Raw genomic sequence first — 19,376 nt, 5'->3', positions numbered from 1 at the left:
CCACCCATGACGTCATCCAGATCCGATCGAATCGCGGCGCTTTCTCCCGAACTGCGGGAGAAGCTGCGCACCAGGATGGCCGGTGCGGCCGGGCGGGCGGACGTGCTGCCCACCGCGGATCGTGACCGCCCGCTGCCGCTGTCGTTCGCCCAACGGCGGCTGTGGTTCCTCGACCGCCTCCACCCGGACGACGCCGAGTACAACAGCGCGCTGGCCTTACGGCTGACCGGAGAACTCGACGTCCCGGCCCTGGCGGAAGCCCTGCGGGCGCTCGTGGAACGGCACGAGTCGTTGCGGACCACGTTCGACGAGGTGGACGGCGAAGGCGTCCAGATCATCCACCCGCCGGCGGGCCTGCCGCTGCCCTTGGTGGACGTCGACGCCGAAGCGCTCGACCGGGTGCTGCTCGAGGAGTACTCACGGCCGTTCGACCTGCAGCGCGGGCCGTTGGTGCGGGTGTGGCTGGGCAAGACCGGGCCCGAGGAGCACGTCCTGCTGCTCTGCGTGCACCACATCGTCACCGACGGCTGGTCGATGGGTGTGCTCACCGGCGAACTCGCCGAGCTGTACAACGCCGGTGTCCGCGGTGAGCGGGCCGTGCTCCCGCCGCAGCCGGTGCAGTACGCCGACTTCGCGGCGTGGCAGCGGAAACGGCTGTCGGACGACGTGCTCGCGGAACGGCTCACCTACTGGCAGCACAGGTTGGGCGGGCTCGCGCCGCTGGAACTGCCCACCGACCGGCCGCGGCCGGCGACCCGGTCCACCGAGGGCGCGGTGCGCGAATTCAGCCTGCCGCGGGAGACCGCCGCGCGGCTGGCCGAGCTGGCACGCTCCTGTGAGACCACGCTGTTCACCACCGTGCTCGCGGCGTGCAAGGTGCTGTTCGCGCGCTACGCCGGACAGGAGGACGTGGCCGTCGGCACGGTCGTCCAGGGCCGTGACCGGCCGGAACTGCAGCGGGTGGTCGGGTTCTTCGTCAACACCGTGGTGCTGCGGTCCACTGTGGACCTGTCGCGGAGCTTCCGTGAGCTGCTGGGCGGAGTGCGGGAGACGGTGCTCGATGCCTTCTCCCATGACGACGTGCCTTTCGAGCGGCTGGTCGACGCCGTGCACGCGGACCGCGATCCCAGCCGGAACCCGCTGTTCGACGTGATGGTGCTGCTGCACAGCGCTTCCGGGGCGAAGCCGTCCTTCGACGGGCTCGCGACCGAAGACGTCGGTGTCGCGCGGAAGTCCTCGAACTTCGACCTGACCGTCGAGTTCGAGGAACGCGACGGCGCGCTCGCCGGGCTGGTCGAATACAGCACGGCGCTGTTCGACGCGGACACCATCGACCGGCTGATCGCCCATCTGGCGGTGCTGCTGGACGCCGTCACCGCCCGGCCGGACCGGCTGCTGGCGGAGCTTCCGCTGGCGACGGCCGGCGAGCTGCGCCGGATGCTGGTCGAGTGGAACGGCACCGGCATCGACGTACCGGACACGACCGTCGTGGACCTGCTCGACGCCCAGGCCGCGGCGACGCCCCACGAGACCGCCTTGGTGTTCCGGGACGAGTCGCTGGACTACGCGGAGCTGATCCGGCGCGTCGGCGAACTCGCCGGTGAGCTGGTGCGGCGGGGAGCCGGACCAGAGCGGATCGTCGCCGTCATGCTGCCTCGGTCGGCCGAGGCCGTGGTGGCGTTGTTCGCCGTGCTGAAGGCGGGCGCGGTGTACCTGCCGGTCGACCCCGGTCTCCCGGCGGAGCGCATCGAGACGCTGCTGCGTGACGCGGACCCGGTCGTAGTGGTGGACGAGAACTTCGAGTGCACAGGGCACACGGCGGTGCTCACCGGCCCTCGCCCCGATCAGGCCGCGTATGTCATCTACACCTCCGGGTCGACGGGCAAGCCGAAAGGCGTCGTGGTCGAGCACCGCGCGCTGGTCAACCTGCTGGCCGACCACCGAGGGGTCTTCGGCACCGGCCGCCTGCGCGTGGCGTGCACGGCGGCCTTGTCGTTCGACACCTCCTGGGAGGGGCCGCTGTTGCTGGCCGACGGCCACGAGCTGCACCTCGTGGACGACGACACCCGGCTGGACCCGGACGCGCTCACCCGGTACGTCACCGGGCACCGGATCGACTTCCTCGACCTGACCCCGTCCTATCTGCGGCAGCTGCTCCCCGCCGGGCTGCTGGACGGACCGCACCGGCCGAAACACCTGATGCTCGGCGGTGAGGCGATCGGGGAGACCCTGTGGCGCGAGCTGACGGAGCTGCCCGGGACGATCGCCCACAACTACTACGGGCCGACCGAGACCACCGTTGACGCAGTCCGCACGCCGGTGTCCGGTGACCGGCCGTTGATCGGCCGCCCGCTGGGCAACTTCCGCGCCTACGTCCTCGACGAGACGCTCTCACCCGTACCGCTCGGAGTACCGGGACAGCTCTACCTCGGCGGCGCGCAGCTGGCTCGCGGTTACCTCGGCCGCACTGGGCTGACCGCGGACCGGTTCCTCGCCGACCCGTTCGGTGCACCCGGCACCCGGATGTACGCCACCGGAGACCTGGTCCGCTGGACCGGTGACGGAGCGCTGGACTATCGCGGCCGGTGCGACGAGCAGGTCAAGATCCGCGGGTTCCGCGTCGAACCCGGCGAGGTGGAGGCCGCCCTGCTGCGTCACCCCGCGGTCGCCGAAGCCGCTGTGGTGGCGAGGGAGGACCGCAACGGCAAGCGACTCGTGGCCTATTTCGTGCCAGGCGGCGCAAGTCCGGACCTCGGCGAGCTCCGGCGCTTCCTGGCCGGGTCGCTGCCCGACTATCTGGTGCCCTCGGCCTTCGTCCGGCTCGACCGGCTGCCGCTGACCCGGCACGGCAAACTCGACCAGGCCGCCCTGCCGACGCCGGACTTCTCGGCCGCCCGCGCGCGGTATGTCGCCCCGCGCGACGACGTGGAGCGGCTGGTGACCGGCGTCTGGGCGGACGTGCTCGGCGTCGAGCGGATCGGGATCGAGGACAACTTCTTCGATCTCGGCGGGGATTCGATCCTCGGCATCCGTGTCCTGTCCCGTCTTCGGGCCGCGCTCGGGGCCGAGGTCCCGGCGCGGCTGCTGTTCAGCGCGCCCACTCCCGAGCGCCTCGCCGCCGCCCTGCCCGGTCCCGCCGGGCGCGAGGTCGCGATTCCGGTGCTGGACCGGACGAACGGCGCGTTGACGGCGCCGCTCTCGTTCGCTCAGCAGCGTTTGTGGTTCCTCGACGAGTTCGAGCCGGGCAGCACCGAGTACGTCTCGCCCATGGCTTTGCGGCTTCGCGGGGAACTCGACACCGGGGCACTGGACCGGGCGTTGACCTCGCTCGTGGCCCGGCACGAATCCCTGCGTACCACCTTCGACACCGTCGACGGGCACGGAACACAGGTCGTGCGCCCGCCGTCCGACGTCCGTGTCCCGCTCACCGACCTCAGTCGACTGTCCGAAGAGGACAGAGAACGGCGGCTGGCCGCCGCGCTGGCCGGGGCGTCGACGGCGCCGTTCGACCTGCGAGGCGGTCCACTGCTGCGTACCGGCTTGATCCGGCTGGCACCCGACGAGCATGTGCTCACGCTGGTGCTCCACCACATCATCACCGACGGCTGGTCGTTCGGCGTGCTCATGGGCGAGCTGAGCGCGCTGTACACCGCTTTCGTCCGCGGTGAGCGTGTCAGCCTGCAGGACCTGCCGGTGCAGTACGCCGACTTCGCGGTGTGGCAACGCGAACGGCTCGCCGGGGCGATGCTGGACGAGCAGTTGGCGTACTGGCGTCATCGTCTCGAAGGCGTGCCGCCGCTGGAGCTGCCCACCGACCGTCCCCGGCCCGCGGTCCGCACCAACAACGGCGCGCTGCTGGAGTTCACCGTTCCGGAAACAACCACCGCGCGGCTGAAGGAGCTCTCCCGGCGTCAGGACGGCACGCTGTTCATGACCCTGCTCGCCGCCTGCCAGCTGCTGTTCGCGCGCTGGTCCGGACAGGACGACGTCGCTGTCGGCACGGTCACCTCCGGCCGGGAACGCACTGACCTGGAAGGACTGATCGGCTTCTTCGTCAACACATTGGTGCTGCGGTCCGAAGTGGACCTTTCCCGGCCGTTCGACGCGTTCCTCCGCGACGTCCGCGAGCTGACCCTGGACGCCTTCGCGCACCAGGACGTCCCCTTCGACCGCGTGGTCGACGATCTGCAGCCGGTCCGCGACACCAGCCGCACCCCGCTCTGCCAGGTCATGGTGGTGCTGCAAAACACTCCCGAGGGCGACGCGGCGCTGCCCGGGCTCGTCGTCGAGGAACTGGCGCCGCCGGTGGTGACCGCGACCTCCGAACTGATGATCCAGTTCCAGGAGGTCGCCGGGCGCCTCGACGGAGTGGTCAACTACAACACTGACCTGTTCGACACCGCCACGATCGAGCGGTTGACGGGTGGGCTGCGGCTCGTCCTCGAAGGCGTCACCGCCGCCCCGGACCGCCCGCTCGGCGAACTGCCGCTGCTGACCACCGGTGAACGGCACCATCTCCTGCACACGCTGAACGACACCACCCGGCCGCTGGACGAGGCGACCCTGCCGGAACTGGTGCGGGCCCAGGCCGGGCGGACCCCGGACGCCCCCGCGGTCACCGATGGCGGCGTCACTCTTTCTTACGGCGAGCTGGAGCGGCACGCCAATCGGCTGGCTCACTGGCTTATCGCGGCCGGGGCCGGACCGGAACAGCGGGTTGCCGTCGTCCTGCCGAATTCGGTCGAACTGTTGGTGGCGTTGCTGGCCGTGCTCAAATCCGGTGCTGCTTATGTGCCGATCGATCCGCTGTACCCACCGGAACGTATCCGGTTCATGCTTGACGATTCCGGGCCGGTGGTGGTGTTCGACAGCCGGGAGGCGGTCCTGGACACCGCGGGGCTGCCGGAAACCGACCCGGGAGTGCGACCGCTGCCCGGCCTGCCCGCGTACGTGATCTACACGTCCGGGTCGACCGGCAGACCCAAAGGCGTGGTCACCACCCACGGCGGACTGCTGAACTACCTCCGCTGGGCGGCCGGCGCGTATCCGGGCCTGGGCGGCACCGCTGTGCTGCACTCGTCGGTCTCCTTCGACCTCACGGTGACCACGTTGTACGGCCCCCTGCTCACCGGCGGCCACATTCGGGTGGAGGGCAGCCCCTCACCGCGGCCGCCCACGTTCCTCAAGGCCACCCCGGGCCATCTGCCGCTCTTGGGCGCGCTGGACGAGGACGACCTGTCCCCGACGGGTGAGCTGGTGGTCGGCGGCGATCAGCTTCTCGGGCCGGTGGCCGAAGACTGGCGCGCGGACCATCCGGCCGCGGTGGTGGTGAATGAGTACGGGCCGACCGAGACCACCGTCGGCTGCATGGAGTACCGGGTCGAGCCGGGGCAGGAACCGTTCGACGGCGCGGTTCCGATCGGTCATCCGATCTGGAACACGCGGCTGTATGTGCTCGATGGGCTGCTGAACCCGGTGCCCGCCGGGGTCGCGGGCGAGCTCTACGTCGCCGGTGCCGGGCTGGCCCGTGGGTACTTCGGGCGGCCGGGACTGACCGCGGCAGGGTTTGTCGCGTGTCCCTTCGGCGCACCGGGGGAACGGATGTACCGGACCGGGGATGTGGTGATCCGGCGGCACGACGGCGAACTGGAGTACCGGGGCCGCGCCGACCAGCAGGTCAAAATCCGAGGCTTCCGGATCGAGCTCGGCGAGATCGAAGCCGCACTGGCCGCGCATCCGGACCTTGGCGAGGTCGCCGTGGTGGCCCACGAGGCGGACGGCACCCGGCGGCTGGTCGCGTACCTGGTCCCGGCGCCGGGCGCCGCGGTGCCGGGGACCACCGTGCTGCGGGAGTTCCTCGGCCGCACCCTGCCTGCGCATATGGTGCCCGCGGTGTTCATCGGTCTCGACGCACTTCCGTTGAACGCCAACAGGAAGCTCGACCGCCGGGCACTGCCCGCACCGGACGGGTACGTGTCGGCGGGCCGCCGGTACGTGGCACCGCGGACGCCGGTCGAGCGTGAGCTGGCCCAGGTGTTCTCGGCGGTGCTGGGCGTCGAGCAGGTCGGCGCGGAGGACAACTTCTTCGGCCTCGGCGGCGACTCGATCCTCAGCATCCAGGTCGTGTCCAAGGCACGTAAGGCCGGGCTTTCCCTGTCGTCGAAGGACATCTTCCTCCACCAGACCGTGGCCGAGCTGGGTTCGATCGTCGAGGCGCGGGTGGTGCCCGAGTCGGCGGTGCCCGCCGAACCGTCCGGGCCCGCACCGCTCGGGCCGATCCAGTCGTGGTTCTTCGCAAGCGGCCTCGACACCGGCCACTTCACCATGTCCGTCCACATCGGACTGCGGGCGGACGTCGGCCTCTCGCGCCTGTCCGACGCCGTCGGCCGGGTGATGGCGCACCACGACGCCCTGCGGATGCGGTTCTCGATGGCGGCGGGCGAGTGGGTACAGGAACCGGCGGCGCACGAGGACAGTGCGCCAGAGATCGTTCACCTATCCACTGTGGACGAAGAGGCGATGAATGCGGCGGCGTTCGCCGCGCAGAGCTCACTGAACCTCACCGACGGGCCGTTGTGGCGGGCGATCGTGTTCGTCCCGGGCGACCAGGCGCCCCGGCTGTTCCTCACCGTGCACCACCTCGTCATGGACGGCGTGTCGTGGCGTGTCCTGCTCGCCGACATCGAGGCCGCCTACCGGGGCGAAGAGCTGGAACCGGTCGGCACGTCCTACACCGCCTGGGCGCGGTCGCTGGCCGGTCACGTCCGGGCGGGCGGGTTCGACGAGGACCTCGAACACTGGAAGACCGTGTTCAGCGACGCGAGTCCGGACCTGCCGGTGGACCGGCCAGGCCGCAACGAAGCGGGCTCGGCACGGACGGTCTCGGCGAGCCTCGGCCGGGCCGAAACGGCCGCGCTGCTGCACGAAGTGCCCTCGGTGTACCGGACGCAGGTCAACGACGTCCTGCTGGCGGCGCTCGGCCGGGTGCTGGCCGGTTGGACCGGCCGCGACCGCGTGGTCATCGCAGTGGAGGGCCACGGCCGTGAGGAGATCGTCGACGGGCTCGACCTGTCCCGCACGGTCGGCTGGTTCACCGCCCAGTTCCCGGTCGCGCTGAGCCTGCGCCCGGCCGCGGGCTGGGGCGAGGAGCTGAAGTCGGTCAAGGAACAGGTGCGCGCGGTGCCGAACAAGGGTGTCGGCTACGACGCGCTCCGCTATCTCGGCCGCGAAGGAATCTCGGCGAACCTGCTGCGGGACGACCCGGCGCCCCGGATCTCGTTCAACTACCACGGGCAGTGGGATGTCGCGCCGTCCGGCGAGAGCCTCTATCAGGAACGGCACGAGTCGCTCGGCCGGGACATCGCCGAGGCGACCCCTCGGACGTACCTGCTGGACGTCATCGGTGTCGTCGAGGACGGACGGTTGCGGCTGTCCTGGGAGTACTCCGCGGACGTGCACGACGAGGCCACGGTCCGGCGGCTGGCCGAAGGGACGATCGAAGCCCTGCGGGAGATCGTCGCGCACTGCGCCCGGCCGGACGCCGGGGGCCGCACGCCGTCGGACTTCCCGCTGGCCCGGCTCGACCAGTCCCAAGTGGACCGGATCGCCGTCGACGGCCGGGACGTCGAGGGTGTCTACCCGTTGACCCCGCTGCAGGCGGGCATGGTCTTCCACAGCCTCGTCGACGCCGGTTCGACGGCGTACTTCGACCAGTTCCGGCTTCGGCTCTCCGGTGTCGCCGAGCCTGTCTTGTTCGGCGAAGCCTGGCAGCAGCTCGTCGACCGGACGCCGATCCTGCGCAGTCACGTGGTGTGGGAAGGGGTGGACGAGCCGCTGCAGGTGGTTCGGCGCCGCGTTCCGGTGCCGGTCCGGCAATTCGACTGGCGGGGACTGTCCGAAGAGGACCAGAAGACCGCTTTGGCCGACCTGCTGGCGGACGACCTCGCCGCGGGCATGGACCTGACGTCCGCACCGCTGATGCGCCTGGCGATCGCCCGGCTGGCCGACGACGAGGTCCAGTGCGTGTGGACCTCGCACCACGTCCTGCTCGACGGCTGGAGCACCGCGCAGGCTTTCGGCGAGGTGTGCGAACGGTACGCGGCCCTCCTCGGCGGGCGGCGGCCGGAAGTGCCGTCCCGGCGCCCGTTCCGTGACTACCTCGGCTGGCTGGCCGAGCAGGACGGCCAGGAGGCCGAACGCTACTGGAGTCACGTCCTCGCCGGGGTCGAGGCGCCAACGCCGTTGCCGTACGACAGGCCGCCGGTCGAGGCCCACCGCGCCGAATCGGGCGAAACGGTGCTGCTCGAACTCTCGCCCGAAGAGTCACGGCGGCTGCACGCCATGGCGAAGCGCACGGCGCTGACCGTCAACACCGTGGTGCAGGGCGCCTGGGCGCTGCTGCTGGCGCACCACAGCGGCGAACAGGACGTGCTGTTCGGCACCACCGTGTCCGGGCGTCCGGCCGAACTGCCCGGTGTCGAGTCGATGATCGGCATGTTCATCAACACCGTGCCCACGCGTACGCGAGTCCGAAGTGGACAGACCGTGGCGTCCTGGTTGTGCGAGGCGCAGGCGGAGCAGGTGGACTCGCGGCGGTTCGACTTCCTGTCCCTGGCGCAGCTCCAGGCGCTGACCGATGTGCCGGCCGGGACCGGCCTGTTCGACAGTGTGGTCGTCTTCGAGAACTACCCGATCGACGACGCGGCGGGCGGTGACGGCGTCGTGGTCCGGGACGTCGATTCGCTCGACACCACGAGTTTCCCCTTGACCCTGACCGCGTATCTGCACGAACGGCTCGGGCTGGAACTGTCCTACGACCCGCGGCTGTTCGACGCGACGACGGCCGAACGGCTGGCGGAGCACCTGGCCAGGCTGGTCCGGCGGATCGCGGAGGAGCCGGACGGCCGCGTCACCGAGTTGTCCCCGCTGGGCGACGTGGAGCGCCGCCGGCTGCTGGTGGACTGGAACGACACCGCGATCGACGTACCCGGGGGCACGGTGCTGGACGTGTTCCGCGCCCACGTGGCTCGCACCCCGCACGAGACCGCTTTGGTCTTCGGGGACACCGTCCTGGACTTCGCGGAGCTGGACGAGCGCTCGGACCGGCTGGCAGGCCACCTGATCGCGCAGGGCGCGGGTCCGGAGCGAGTGGTCGCCGTGGTGCTGCCCCGTTCGGTCGAGTCCGTCGTCGCGGTCCTCGCGATCTTCAAGGCGGGCGCCGTGTACCTGCCGGTGGACCCGGACCTGCCGGCCTCACGGTTCGAGTGGCTGCTGCGGGACGCGAGTCCGGCTGTCGTACTCGACGACCCGGCCCAGGTCCGCGCATGGTGCGACCGGCCCTCACCCGGTGAGCTCCCCGGCGCCGCGGCGGATCACGCCGCGTATGTCATTTACACGTCCGGGTCGACCGGACTGCCCAAGGGCGTCGTCGTCGAGCACCGCGCTCTGCTGAACCTGCTGGCCGACCACCGCCGCGTCTACCTGGCCGACGCCGCCGAGACCCGGATGCGCGCGGCGCTGACCGCGGCGTTCTCCTTCGACACCTCGTGGGACGGCCTGCTGTTCCTTGTGGACGGACACGAACTGCACGTCCTCGATGACGACACCCGCGTCGATCCGCGCGCCGTCGCCCGCTACGTCGACGAGCGGCGGATCGATTTCCTCGATCTCACGCCGTCCTACCTCCAGCAGTTGCTGGCCGACGGGCTGTTGGAGGGCGCGCACCGGCCCGGCACCCTGATGGTCGGTGGCGAGGCGATCGGCGAGGCGTTGTGGCGCGACCTGGCGGGCATACCCGGCACGGCCGTCTACAACTACTACGGCCCCACCGAGGTCACGGTGGACTCGGTGTTCCGCCGCGTGCACGGGGACAAGCCGCTGATCGGGCGGCCGAGCGGCAACGTGCGGGCCTACGTGCTGGACCGGACGCTCTCGCCGGTCCCGGCCGGCGTGCCCGGCGAGCTGTACCTCGCCGGCGTCCAACTCGCCCGGGGTTACCGCGGTCGTCCCGGCCTCACCGCCGACCGCTTCCTCGCGAACCCGTTCGGCGGGCCCGGCGAGCGGCTGTACCGGACGGGCGACCGCGTCCGCTGGACGACCGGCGGGGAACTGGACTACCTGGGCCGGGCCGACGAGCAGGTCAAGATCCGCGGCTTCCGCGTGGAGCCGGGCGAGATCGAAGCCGTCCTCCTCGGGCATCCCGCCGTCGCCGAGGCCGTCGTCATCGCGCGCGAAGACGAGCCGGGGGACCGGCGGCTGGCCGCCTACGTCGTGCCCGGCGCCGAGGCACCCGACGTCACCGAACTGCGGGCCTGGCTGCGCCGCGCCGTGCCCGGCCACCTCGTGCCGTCCGCCTTCGTGGTGCTCGACCGGCTGCCGCTGACCCGCAACGGCAAGGTCGACCGGCGTGCGCTTCCCGCACCGGAAAGCAGCGGCACCGGCGCGACGTACGTGGCACCGCGGACCTCCGCCGAACGCACGCTGGCCGGGATCTGGTCCGACGTGCTCGGCGTGGAGCGGGTCGGCGTCGAGGACAACTTCTTCGAACTGGGCGGCGATTCCCTCCTCAGCATGCGGATCGTGTCGCGGGTCCGGGCCGCGTTCGACGCGGACGTGTCGCCGCGCGCGTTGTTCTCCGACCCGGTCCTCGGCCGGTTCGCCGCCGCGGTGGCGGGTCAAGGACCGGCCGGCCGGGCCATCCCGGTCACGGATCGCGACGGCCCGCTGCCCCTGTCGTTCGCGCAGCAGCGCCTCTGGTTCCTCGACGAGTACGAACCGGGCAGCACGGAGTACGTGTCGCCGACGGCGTTGCGGCTGCGTGGCGAACTCGACGTCGCGGCGCTCACCGACGCGCTGACCGCCTTGGTCGCCCGGCACGAAGCACTGCGGACGACGTTCGACACGGACAGCGGGCACGGTGTCCAGCTCGTCGGCGCGCCGTACGTGGTGGAACTGCCGCTGGACGACGTCAGTGGACTGTCCGAAGAGGACCGTACGGCCGCACTGGAGCACACGCTGGAACGCGAGGTGCGACAACCGTTCGACCTGCGGACCGGCCCGCTGCTGCGGGCGAGACTGATCCGGCTTGCGCCCGACGAGCACGTGCTCACGCTGACGCTGCACCACATCGTCACCGACGGCTGGTCGTCCGGAGTGCTCGCCGGCGACCTCGACGCGCTCTACACAGCGTTCGCCCGCGGCGTGGAGCCGGAGCTGCCGGACTTGCCGATCCAGTACGCCGACTTCGCCGTGTGGCAGCGGCAGGTCGTCGAAGGCGAACTGCTGGCGGATCAGCTCGGTTACTGGCGCGATCGGCTCGACGGCGTGCCACCGCTGGAACCGCCCACCGACCGGCCCCGGCCCGCGGTGCGCACCACGAACGGCGACTGGTCCGCCTTCGACGTCCCGCCCGGACTGGTCACCGCGCTCAAGGGACTCGCGCGCGGCCAGGACGGCACGCTGTTCATGACGCTGGTCGCCGCCTGCCAGGTGTTACTGGGCCGGTGGTCGGGGCAGGACGACGTCGCGGTGGGCACGGTGACGTCCGGCCGGGACCGGCCGGAACTGGAACGGCTGATCGGTTTCTTCGTCAACACCCTGGTGTTGCGGTCCACAGTGGACGCCAAGACGACGTTCCGTGAGCTGCTGACGTCGGTCCGGGAGACCGTCCTCGGCGCCTTCGCCCACCAGGACGTGCCGTTCGAGCGGGTCGTGGACGCCGTGCAGCCGGAGCGCGACGTCAGCCGTACGCCGCTGTTCCAGGCGATGGTGGCCCTGCAGAACACCGGCGACCCGGTGCCGGCCGGTGGCGCGCTGGCCGCCGAGGAGATCGCCCTGCCGTCGGCGACGGCGGCGTTCGATCTGCTCGTGCAGTTCGAGGAACACGAAGGCGGCCTGCGCGGCGCCGTCAACTACAACACCGACCTGTTCGACCCGGCCACCATCGAACGGCTGACCGGCTGGCTGCGGCTCATCCTCGAAGGCGTCACCGCCGCCCCGGACCGCCCGCTCGGCGAACTGCCGCTGCTGACCGCCGTCGAACAGCACCACCTTGTGCACACGCTGAACGACACCGCGCGGCCGCTGGGCGCGGCCACGCTGCCGGAACTGGTGCGGGCACAGGCCGAGCGGACCCCGGACGCGCCCGCGGTCACCGACGTGGGCGTCACCCTCACCTACGCCGAATTGGAGCGGCACGCCAACCGGCTGGCCCACCGGCTGATCGCGGCCGGGGCCGGACCGGAACACCGGATCGGGATCGTGCTGCCGAACTCGGCGGAACTGCTGGTGGCGTTGCTCGCCGTGCTCAAATCCGGCGCCGCCTACGTCCCGATCGACCCGATGTACCCACCGGACCGGATTTCCGCCGTACTCGGCGATTCCCGGCCCTTGGCGGTACTCGACGACCGGGAAGCCGTACTGGACACCGCGGGGTGGCCGGAGACCGACCCCGGCGTGCGGCCCTTGCCCGACCACCCCGCCTACGTGATCTACACCTCCGGGTCGACCGGCAAGCCCAAGGGCGTGATCACCACCCACGGCGGGCTGCTGAACTTCCTCCGCTGGGCGGCCGAGACGTATCCCAGCCTGAGCGGAACGGCCGTGCTGCACTCGTCGGTCTCCTTCGACCTCACGGTGACCACGCTCTACGGCACGCTGCTCGCGGGCGGCCGGATCCGGGTGGCGGGCAGCCAGGCACAGCGGCCGCCCACCTTCCTCAAGGCCACACCGGGCCACTTGCCGCTCCTCGGCGTCATGGACGACGACGAGCTGTCGCCGACCGGTGAGCTGGTGGTCGGCGGGGATCAGCTGCTCGGTTCGGTGGCCGACGCCTGGCGCGCGGACCATCCCGGCGTGGTGGTGATCAACGAGTACGGCCCGACCGAAACCACCGTCGGCTGCATGGAGTACCGCGTCGGGCCGGGACAGGAACTGGCCGCGGGCGCGGTTCCGATCGGGCATCCGATCTGGAACACGCGGCTGTACGTGCTCGACGCCCGGCTGAACCCGGTCCCGCCGGGGATCGCGGGCGAGCTGTATGTCGCGGGCGACGGGCTGGCGCGCGGGTACTTCGAGCTGCCGGGGCTGACCGCGGCCGGGTTCATCGCGTGCCCGTTCGGCGAGCCGGGGGAGCGGATGTACCGCACCGGCGACGTTGTGATCCGCCGGCACGACGGCGAACTGGTGTGCCTCGGGCGTGTCGACGAGCAGGTCAAGATCCGGGGTTTCCGGATCGAGCCGGGAGAGGTCGAAGCCGCCTTGCGGAGCCATCCCGACCTCACCGAAGCCGTTGTCGTGGCTCGCAGGGACGACGGTCAGGCGCGTCTGATCGCCTATCTGGTATCCGTGGCGGATACCCCGGACGCGGCCACGTTGCGGGAGTTCCTCGGCCGTTCCCTGCCCGAGTACATGATCCCGTCGGCGTTCGTGCCGCTCGACGCGCTTCCGTTGAACCGCAACGGGAAGCTCGACCGCAAGGCGTTGCCCGAGCCGGACGCGCCGGTGGCGGCGGCGACGTTCACGGAGCCACAGGGGCCGGTGGAACGGGCGCTCGCCGACATCTGGGCGGAAGTCCTCGGCCTCGACCGGGTCGGCGCCCACGACGGGTTCTTCGAGCTGGGCGGCGACTCCATCCTCAGCATCCAGGTGGTGCACCGCGCCCGGCAGGCAGGCTGGCGGATGACGTCGAAGGCGTTGTTCCGGCACCGGACCGTCGCGGAACTGGCGAAGGTCGTCACCCCCGTCGAAGCCGAACCGGACGAGCGGGACGCCGTCGCCGGGGAGGTACCGCTGACCCCGATCCAGCGGTGGTTCTTCGACGTGCACACCGCCAACCCCCACCATTTCAACCAGTCCGTTCTCGTCGAACTGGACCCGGCGGTGGATCCGGAAGTGCTGCGACAGGCGCTCGACGCCGTCGTCGCACACCACGACGCGCTGCGGATGCGCTTCGAGCACGTCGAGGGGGAATGGCGGCAGCACAACGATCCCGTCGGGTCGGCAGTGGCAATGCGGATCGAAACCGTGTCCACAGTGGACGAAAGTGACCAGCGGGCGCTGATGGAGGAGGTCGCCGACGAGGCGCACGCCGGGTTCGACCTCTCCGCGCCCCCGCTGCTCAAAGCCGTGCTGTTCGCCCGCGAGCCGGGGCCGCTGCTGTTCCTGACCGCGCACCACCTGGTGATCGACGCGGTGTCCTGGCGGATCCTGCTGGAAGACCTCGAGCGGGCCTACCGGCAGGCGGCCGACGGCGAACCCGTCGACCTCGGCGCGAAGACGACGTCGTTCCTGGACTGGTCGCACCGGCTGCGGGAGTTCGTCGACGGCGGCGGACTCGACCACGAACGAGACCACTGGTCGCGGGCGCTTCCTGCGTGCGACCTGCCCGTCGACCGGGCGACGCCGGTCCCCGGCACCCCGTCGGAGTCCGTGACCGTCCGGCTCGACGCCGACGACACCGACGCGCTGCTGCACCTCGCCCCGGGCGCCTATCGCACCCGCATCAACGACGTCCTGCTCGCGGCGCTGGCCTGGGCGCTGGCGCGGTGGACAGGCGAGGAGCAGGTCGCGGTGGAGCTGGAGGGCCACGGCCGGGAGGAGATCTTCGACGACGTCGACCTCACCCGAACGGTCGGCTGGTTCACCACGCTGTTCCCGCTGGCGCTCGAAGTCACCGCCGCGGACGAGCCGCGCTGGCGTGACCTGGTGAAGTCCGTGCGCAGGCAACTGCGGGCGGTACCCGGCAACGGCTTCGGCTTCGGCGCACTCCGCCAGCGGAGGTTCCCCGAGCTCGGCGGGCGTTCCCCGCAGATCTCGTTCAACTACCTCGGACAGGGCGACGACACCGCGGCCGGAACCGGGCTCTACCGGGCATCGCACGCGCCGATCGGCCACGAGCAGGATCCGGCGGACCCGGGCGGCCATCTGCTGGAGGTGGTCGGCGGCGTCCAGGAGGGACGGCTCGAGTTCTCCTGGTTCCACCGCCCGGACCGGCACGACCGGGCGACCGTGGAATCGGTCGCCGCGGACTTCGCCACGGCCCTGCGCAGGATGGCCCGAGACTGCCGGGGAGAGCGAGCATGACGACGCTGTTGTCGCGCAACCGCGACTACCGCCTGTTGTGGGGCGGCCAGGTCATCTCGGAGACCGGTTTCAGCACGTCGATGATCGCCTTCCCGCTGCTGGTGCTGGCCGTGACCGGGTCGGCGGCGCAGTCCGGTCTGGTGCTCGGCGCGGTCGCGATCGCCCAGCTCGCCGCCGGACTGCCCGCCGGGGCGCTGGTGGATCGCTGGAACCGCAAGAAGCTCATGCTGGCCTGCGAGGCCGTGCAGGGCCTCGCGGCCGCCGCGCTGGTCGCGGCGCTGTGGTGGGGCGTGGCGAACGTGGCGATGATGATCGCCGTCGCCGCGGTGATGGGGCTGTGCCGGGCGCTGTTCGAACCCGCGGAGGAGGCGAGCCTGCCGCGCCTCGTCACCGTCGACCAGGTGCCGTCGGCGGTGGCGATGAACGCGGCGAGATCGAGCGCCGGGCAGCTGTCCGGCACGGCGCTCGGCGGTTTCCTGTTCGCCCTGGGCCGGATGGTGCCGTTCGTCTTCGACGCCATCGCCCATGTGGTCGCCTTCGTCGCCCTTCTGTTCGTCCGGCTGCCGCCGAAGCAGATCGAACACCGGACGGCGACCCCCCATCTGGGCCGGGAGATCGTCGCCGGGCTGCGCTGGGTGTGGCGCCAGCCGCACGTGCGGATCACCGCGGTGTGCGCGATCTGCCTGAACCTGTTCTTCAGCGCCTACTACCTGGTGATCATCGTGCTGGCGGACTCACGCGGCGTCCCGGCGGGCGAAATCGGCGTGATGGCCGCGATGCTCGGCGGCGGCGGCATCCTCGGCGCGCTGGCCGCGCCGTATCTGCACCGCAAGCTCAGTCCGTACGTGATGATCATCAGCGTGTTCTGGGCGCTGACCGTGCTCACCCCGGTCGCGGTGTTCGTCCACAACGGATATCTGATGGGCCTGCTGTTCGCGGCGATGGCGTTCCTGCCGCCCGCCGCCAACACCACCATCAGCACCTACCAGCTGCTGCTCACCCCCGACGCGCTGCGCGGACGGCTCGGTGGCGTGATGGGGGTGACCGGCGGCCTGGCCGCCGCCGCGGGCCCGGCGCTCGGCGGTTGGCTGGTCGACGCGCTGCCCGGCGGCACGGCCGTGCTCGTCTGCGCGGGCGCGATCGCCGCGGTCACCCTCTTCGCCACCTTCAACCCCACCCTGCGCCGGTTCCCCCGGCATGTCGAGGGGACCGCGGAAGACCTGTCCCAGGAACCGGAAATGCTGGAAACGAAGGGAAAGTCGAATGACTGACGAAGGCACCTACCAGGTCCTGATCAATGACGAGGAGCAGTACTCGCTCTGGCCGTCGGAAAAGGAGGTCCCGGCGGGCTGGCGGGCCACAGGCCACCGAGGCAGTCGTCAGGAGTGCATGGACCACGTCGACGAGGTCTGGACCGACATGCGTCCGCGCAGCCTCCGCGAACGGATGGTTTCGGACCAGGCTCGCTGAGCCACTGAAGGGCTCGACCCCCCGTGCGACGGCGGCGCGGCGCCGTCGCGCGGGCATGGGCAGATGCGTGGCTCCGGAGCTTGGTCGCCGGAGCCACGCATTTGGGGACCCGGCGATCCTGCGGCAACTGGCCGCGCCGCAGGTCCGGCAGGACTCCGTCGTCAATCGGCGCGATCGCACCACCCGATCTTGAGCCGGGCGGGAGGGACGGGTGTCACACGATGGGGTCGTGACGATCTTCTCGGTGCCGGGTCTTAGTGGTGTGGAAGTAAGGATGGAATTCCGAGCTTCCGCGGAGACCACAGGAACCGACCAGAGGAGAAGGCATGACGAACTCGACTGCTTCCAAGGCCTCCAGCCAGTCGTCCGAGGTCGAGAAGACCGGCACGGGCACGCTGGAGTCGAGCAAGGGCACGACCAGTATCGCCGACACCGTGGTGGCGAAGGTCGCCGGTCTGGCGACCCGGGAGATCTCCGGCGTGTACGACCTCGGTGGTGGTGCGGCCCGGGCGTTCAGCGCGATCCGTGAGCGCATTCCCGGTGCCACGGCGTCGGCGAGCCAGGGTGTTTCGGTCGAGGTCGGCGAGAAGCAGGCCGCGGTCGACCTGCAGATCCTCGTCGAGTATGGCGTGTCCATCGCCGACCTGTCCCGCGCGGTGCGCAGGAACGTCATCGGCGCGGTCGAGCAGATCACCGGGCTCGAGGTCGTCGAGGTCAACATCAACGTTTCCGACGTGCACATCCCCGGTGAAGACGAGGACGAGGACGCCAAGACCGACACCGGCCGCGTCCAGTGAGCCTCGGCGTCGAGATCGACGCCGACCGCATCGCCGCCGCTGTGCAGGCCCAACCCCACGTCGCGGGCCTGCACAGCGGCCGGTTCGGCGAGATCGCCACCCTCCTGCGCGGACGCCGGATCCCGGGTATCCGCATCCGTGAAGACGAGATCACCATCGGTGTCACCGGCCGTTACCCGGCGACCGCCGTCGAGATCAGCGACGACGTCCGCGCCGCGGTGGGGCCGGTCGGCGTCCCGGTACATGTCCGGATCGGCGATATCGCCCCCGCACCGACCGGCACAGCCAAGGAGAAACCATGAATTCCACGCATCTCGGCCTTCTCACCGGCCTCGCTCTCGGACTCGCGGCCGCGTTCGGCGGGTTCAGCGCCTTCATCATCGTCCTGGTCCTCGGCGCCCTCGGCTTGCTGGCCGGCCGTGTCCTCGACGGCAAACTCGATCTTTCGCAACTCACCGGACGCGACAGGGGCTGACCGCCATGACCGCCACCCTGTCGAGCGCGACCCTCGGAACGACTCCCGCCGATGCCGGAGACCGGGGCGTCCTCACCATTTCCGACAGCACCGTGCAGCGGATCGCGGCGCACGCGGTGACCGAGGTCGACGGCGTCGGCGGCGCCGCGAGCCGCGTGCTCGGTGTCGCCGTCGGTGGCGAAGACCTCGACAACAGCGCCAAGGTCACCGCGAAAGTCACCGGTGACACGGCCACCCTCGACGTCCGGATCTCCATCAGCTATCCGATGTCGGTCTCGCGCGCCACCGAGGACGCCCGGCGGCACCTGATGCGCCGCGTCGAGGAGTTCACCGGTCTCACGGTGACGCAAGTGGACATCACCGTCACCGCGCTGCACACCGCCACCGCCGAAACCAGGAGGGTCCAGTGAAACGCCGCCCACGCCGCAGCATTCCCACGACTCTCACCGCGATCGTCCTGCTCGCCGCTTGCGCCCTCGTCGCGGTCGTCGCGATCCAGATGCTCCTCGGGGAAACTCCCTGGATTCGCTACGACACCGTCGCCGGCACCCTGCACGACCTGCGTTGGAGCGACGTCGCGACGGCCATCATCGGCGCCGTCGCGGTGCTCCTCGGGCTGATCCTGGCCTTGGCGGCTGTCCTGCCGGGCAGGCTCACCGTCCTGCCGCTTCGAGGCGATCTGGATTCCGGAGCTTCGCGCCGAAGCTACCGTTCCACCCTTCGAGTCGCGGCCGCCACAGTGGACGGTGTGTCCAGCGCGACAGTGAAACTCAAGTCCCGCAAGGTATCCGCGAAAGTGAGCACCGGGCGGGCGACCACCGACGGTCTCGCCGAAGCCGTTCGTGGCGCGATCACGCACCGGCTCGACCAGATCGACCCCGCCCTCCGCCCGGCCGTCAAGGTCAAGGTCCGCAGTGCCAGGAGCGCGTCATGACCAGCCTCAACCGGCCCGCCCGGCTCAATCGCACTTTGCTCGCCTTCTTCGGACTCGTCCTGATCGCGGCCGGTGCCTTCACCCTGCTCACCCATTTCGGCAGGCTCACCGTCCTGCGACGGGAATCCGCGTTGGTGGCCGGTACGGGACAGCCGCCTGCGTGGACGCTCTATGTCGCCGCCGCGGTCGCGGTCGTGCTGGGCCTGCTCGTGCTGCGGTGGCTCATCGCGCAGCTGACCCGGAAGCCCAAGACCCACACCTGGCGCTTCGAGACCGATCCCGCCGCCGGCCGCACCGAGCTGGCCGCGGGTACCGCGATCGAGCCGTTCGTCACCGAGGTGTCGAACTATCCCGGCGTCCACGCCGCGCACGCGACGCTCGCGGGGACCCGTGACACACCGGCCGTCGCGCTGGTGATCAGCGCCGAACAGGACGGCGACGTCACCGAGATCCGCCGCCGGATCGACACCGACGGTCTCCCGCGACTGCGGCAGGCACTCGACCTCGACACACTGCCGGTGACCGTCGAGTTCCGCTTTACTGCCAAGACGGGAGCGCGCGCCCTCTAGCGGGTCCCGAGCCGGAAGTTCGTGTGGTAATTCGGCGGTGCCGAAGGCTC

General features: G+C 70.8%; 9 protein-coding genes. All 9 read left to right on the top strand.

Annotated elements, in window-relative coordinates; translation table 11 throughout:
- Positions 1-6 precede the first annotated feature (6 nt).
- Positions 7-15,081: a non-ribosomal peptide synthase/polyketide synthase gene (locus tag ACLJO0_RS29395; protein WP_410581902.1), complete on the top strand. Its 15,075-nt coding sequence runs from the start codon at positions 7-9 to the stop codon at positions 15,079-15,081.
- Complete coding sequence (locus ACLJO0_RS29390; RefSeq protein WP_410581900.1) at positions 15,078-16,352, top strand: MFS transporter; 1,275 nt, start codon at positions 15,078-15,080, stop codon at positions 16,350-16,352. The genes ACLJO0_RS29395 and ACLJO0_RS29390 overlap by 4 nt, the downstream gene beginning before the upstream one ends.
- The gene (locus tag ACLJO0_RS29385) at positions 16,345-16,551 is read left to right on the top strand and encodes an MbtH family protein (RefSeq protein ID WP_125797361.1); all 207 of its coding nucleotides are present in this window, start codon (positions 16,345-16,347) and stop codon (positions 16,549-16,551) included. The genes ACLJO0_RS29390 and ACLJO0_RS29385 overlap by 8 nt, the downstream gene beginning before the upstream one ends.
- A 326-nt stretch (positions 16,552-16,877) precedes the next feature.
- On the top strand, positions 16,878-17,348 hold the full coding sequence (locus ACLJO0_RS29380; protein ID WP_410581899.1) for an Asp23/Gls24 family envelope stress response protein: 471 nt from the start codon (positions 16,878-16,880) through the stop codon (positions 17,346-17,348).
- Entirely contained in the window at positions 17,345-17,650 is a 306-nt protein-coding gene (locus tag ACLJO0_RS29375) for a hypothetical protein (protein ID WP_410581897.1), read from the top strand. The genes ACLJO0_RS29380 and ACLJO0_RS29375 overlap by 4 nt, the downstream gene beginning before the upstream one ends.
- A complete protein-coding gene (locus ACLJO0_RS29370) occupies positions 17,647-17,823 on the top strand; it encodes a hypothetical protein (RefSeq protein ID WP_044850562.1) in 177 nt (58 codons plus the stop codon). Before ACLJO0_RS29375 ends, ACLJO0_RS29370 begins: the two co-directional genes overlap by 4 nt.
- A 5-nt stretch (positions 17,824-17,828) precedes the next feature.
- Positions 17,829-18,233 (top strand): Asp23/Gls24 family envelope stress response protein, encoded by a 405-nt coding sequence (locus ACLJO0_RS29365; RefSeq protein WP_410581895.1) that lies wholly within the window; start codon positions 17,829-17,831, stop codon positions 18,231-18,233.
- Positions 18,230-18,757 (top strand): DUF6286 domain-containing protein, encoded by a 528-nt coding sequence (locus ACLJO0_RS29360; protein WP_410581893.1) that lies wholly within the window; start codon positions 18,230-18,232, stop codon positions 18,755-18,757. Before ACLJO0_RS29365 ends, ACLJO0_RS29360 begins: the two co-directional genes overlap by 4 nt.
- Positions 18,754-19,326, top strand: a complete 573-nt coding sequence (amaP, locus tag ACLJO0_RS29355; RefSeq protein ID WP_410581891.1) for an alkaline shock response membrane anchor protein AmaP — start codon at positions 18,754-18,756, stop codon at positions 19,324-19,326. Before ACLJO0_RS29360 ends, amaP begins: the two co-directional genes overlap by 4 nt.
- Positions 19,327-19,376: the final 50 nt, after the last annotated feature.

The organism is Amycolatopsis sp. lyj-108 (genome assembly GCF_046549005.1).
Lineage (GTDB): Bacteria > Actinomycetota > Actinomycetes > Mycobacteriales > Pseudonocardiaceae > Amycolatopsis.
This window is presented reverse-complemented; position numbering and strand designations above follow the sequence as displayed.

What these genes read in the sequence shown, in the direction of transcription:
- ACLJO0_RS29390 (WP_410581900.1), top strand. Translation starts at nt 15,078, where the DNA reads ATGACGACGCTGTTGTCGCGCAACCGCGACTACCGCCTGTTGTGGGGC.
- ACLJO0_RS29370 (WP_044850562.1), top strand. Translation starts at nt 17,647, where the DNA reads ATGAATTCCACGCATCTCGGCCTTCTCACCGGCCTCGCTCTCGGACTC.
- amaP (WP_410581891.1), top strand. Translation starts at nt 18,754, where the DNA reads ATGACCAGCCTCAACCGGCCCGCCCGGCTCAATCGCACTTTGCTCGCC.
- ACLJO0_RS29365 (WP_410581895.1), top strand. Translation starts at nt 17,829, where the DNA reads ATGACCGCCACCCTGTCGAGCGCGACCCTCGGAACGACTCCCGCCGAT.
- ACLJO0_RS29395 (WP_410581902.1), top strand. Translation starts at nt 7, where the DNA reads ATGACGTCATCCAGATCCGATCGAATCGCGGCGCTTTCTCCCGAACTG.
- ACLJO0_RS29385 (WP_125797361.1), top strand. Translation starts at nt 16,345, where the DNA reads ATGACTGACGAAGGCACCTACCAGGTCCTGATCAATGACGAGGAGCAG.
- ACLJO0_RS29380 (WP_410581899.1), top strand. Translation starts at nt 16,878, where the DNA reads ATGACGAACTCGACTGCTTCCAAGGCCTCCAGCCAGTCGTCCGAGGTC.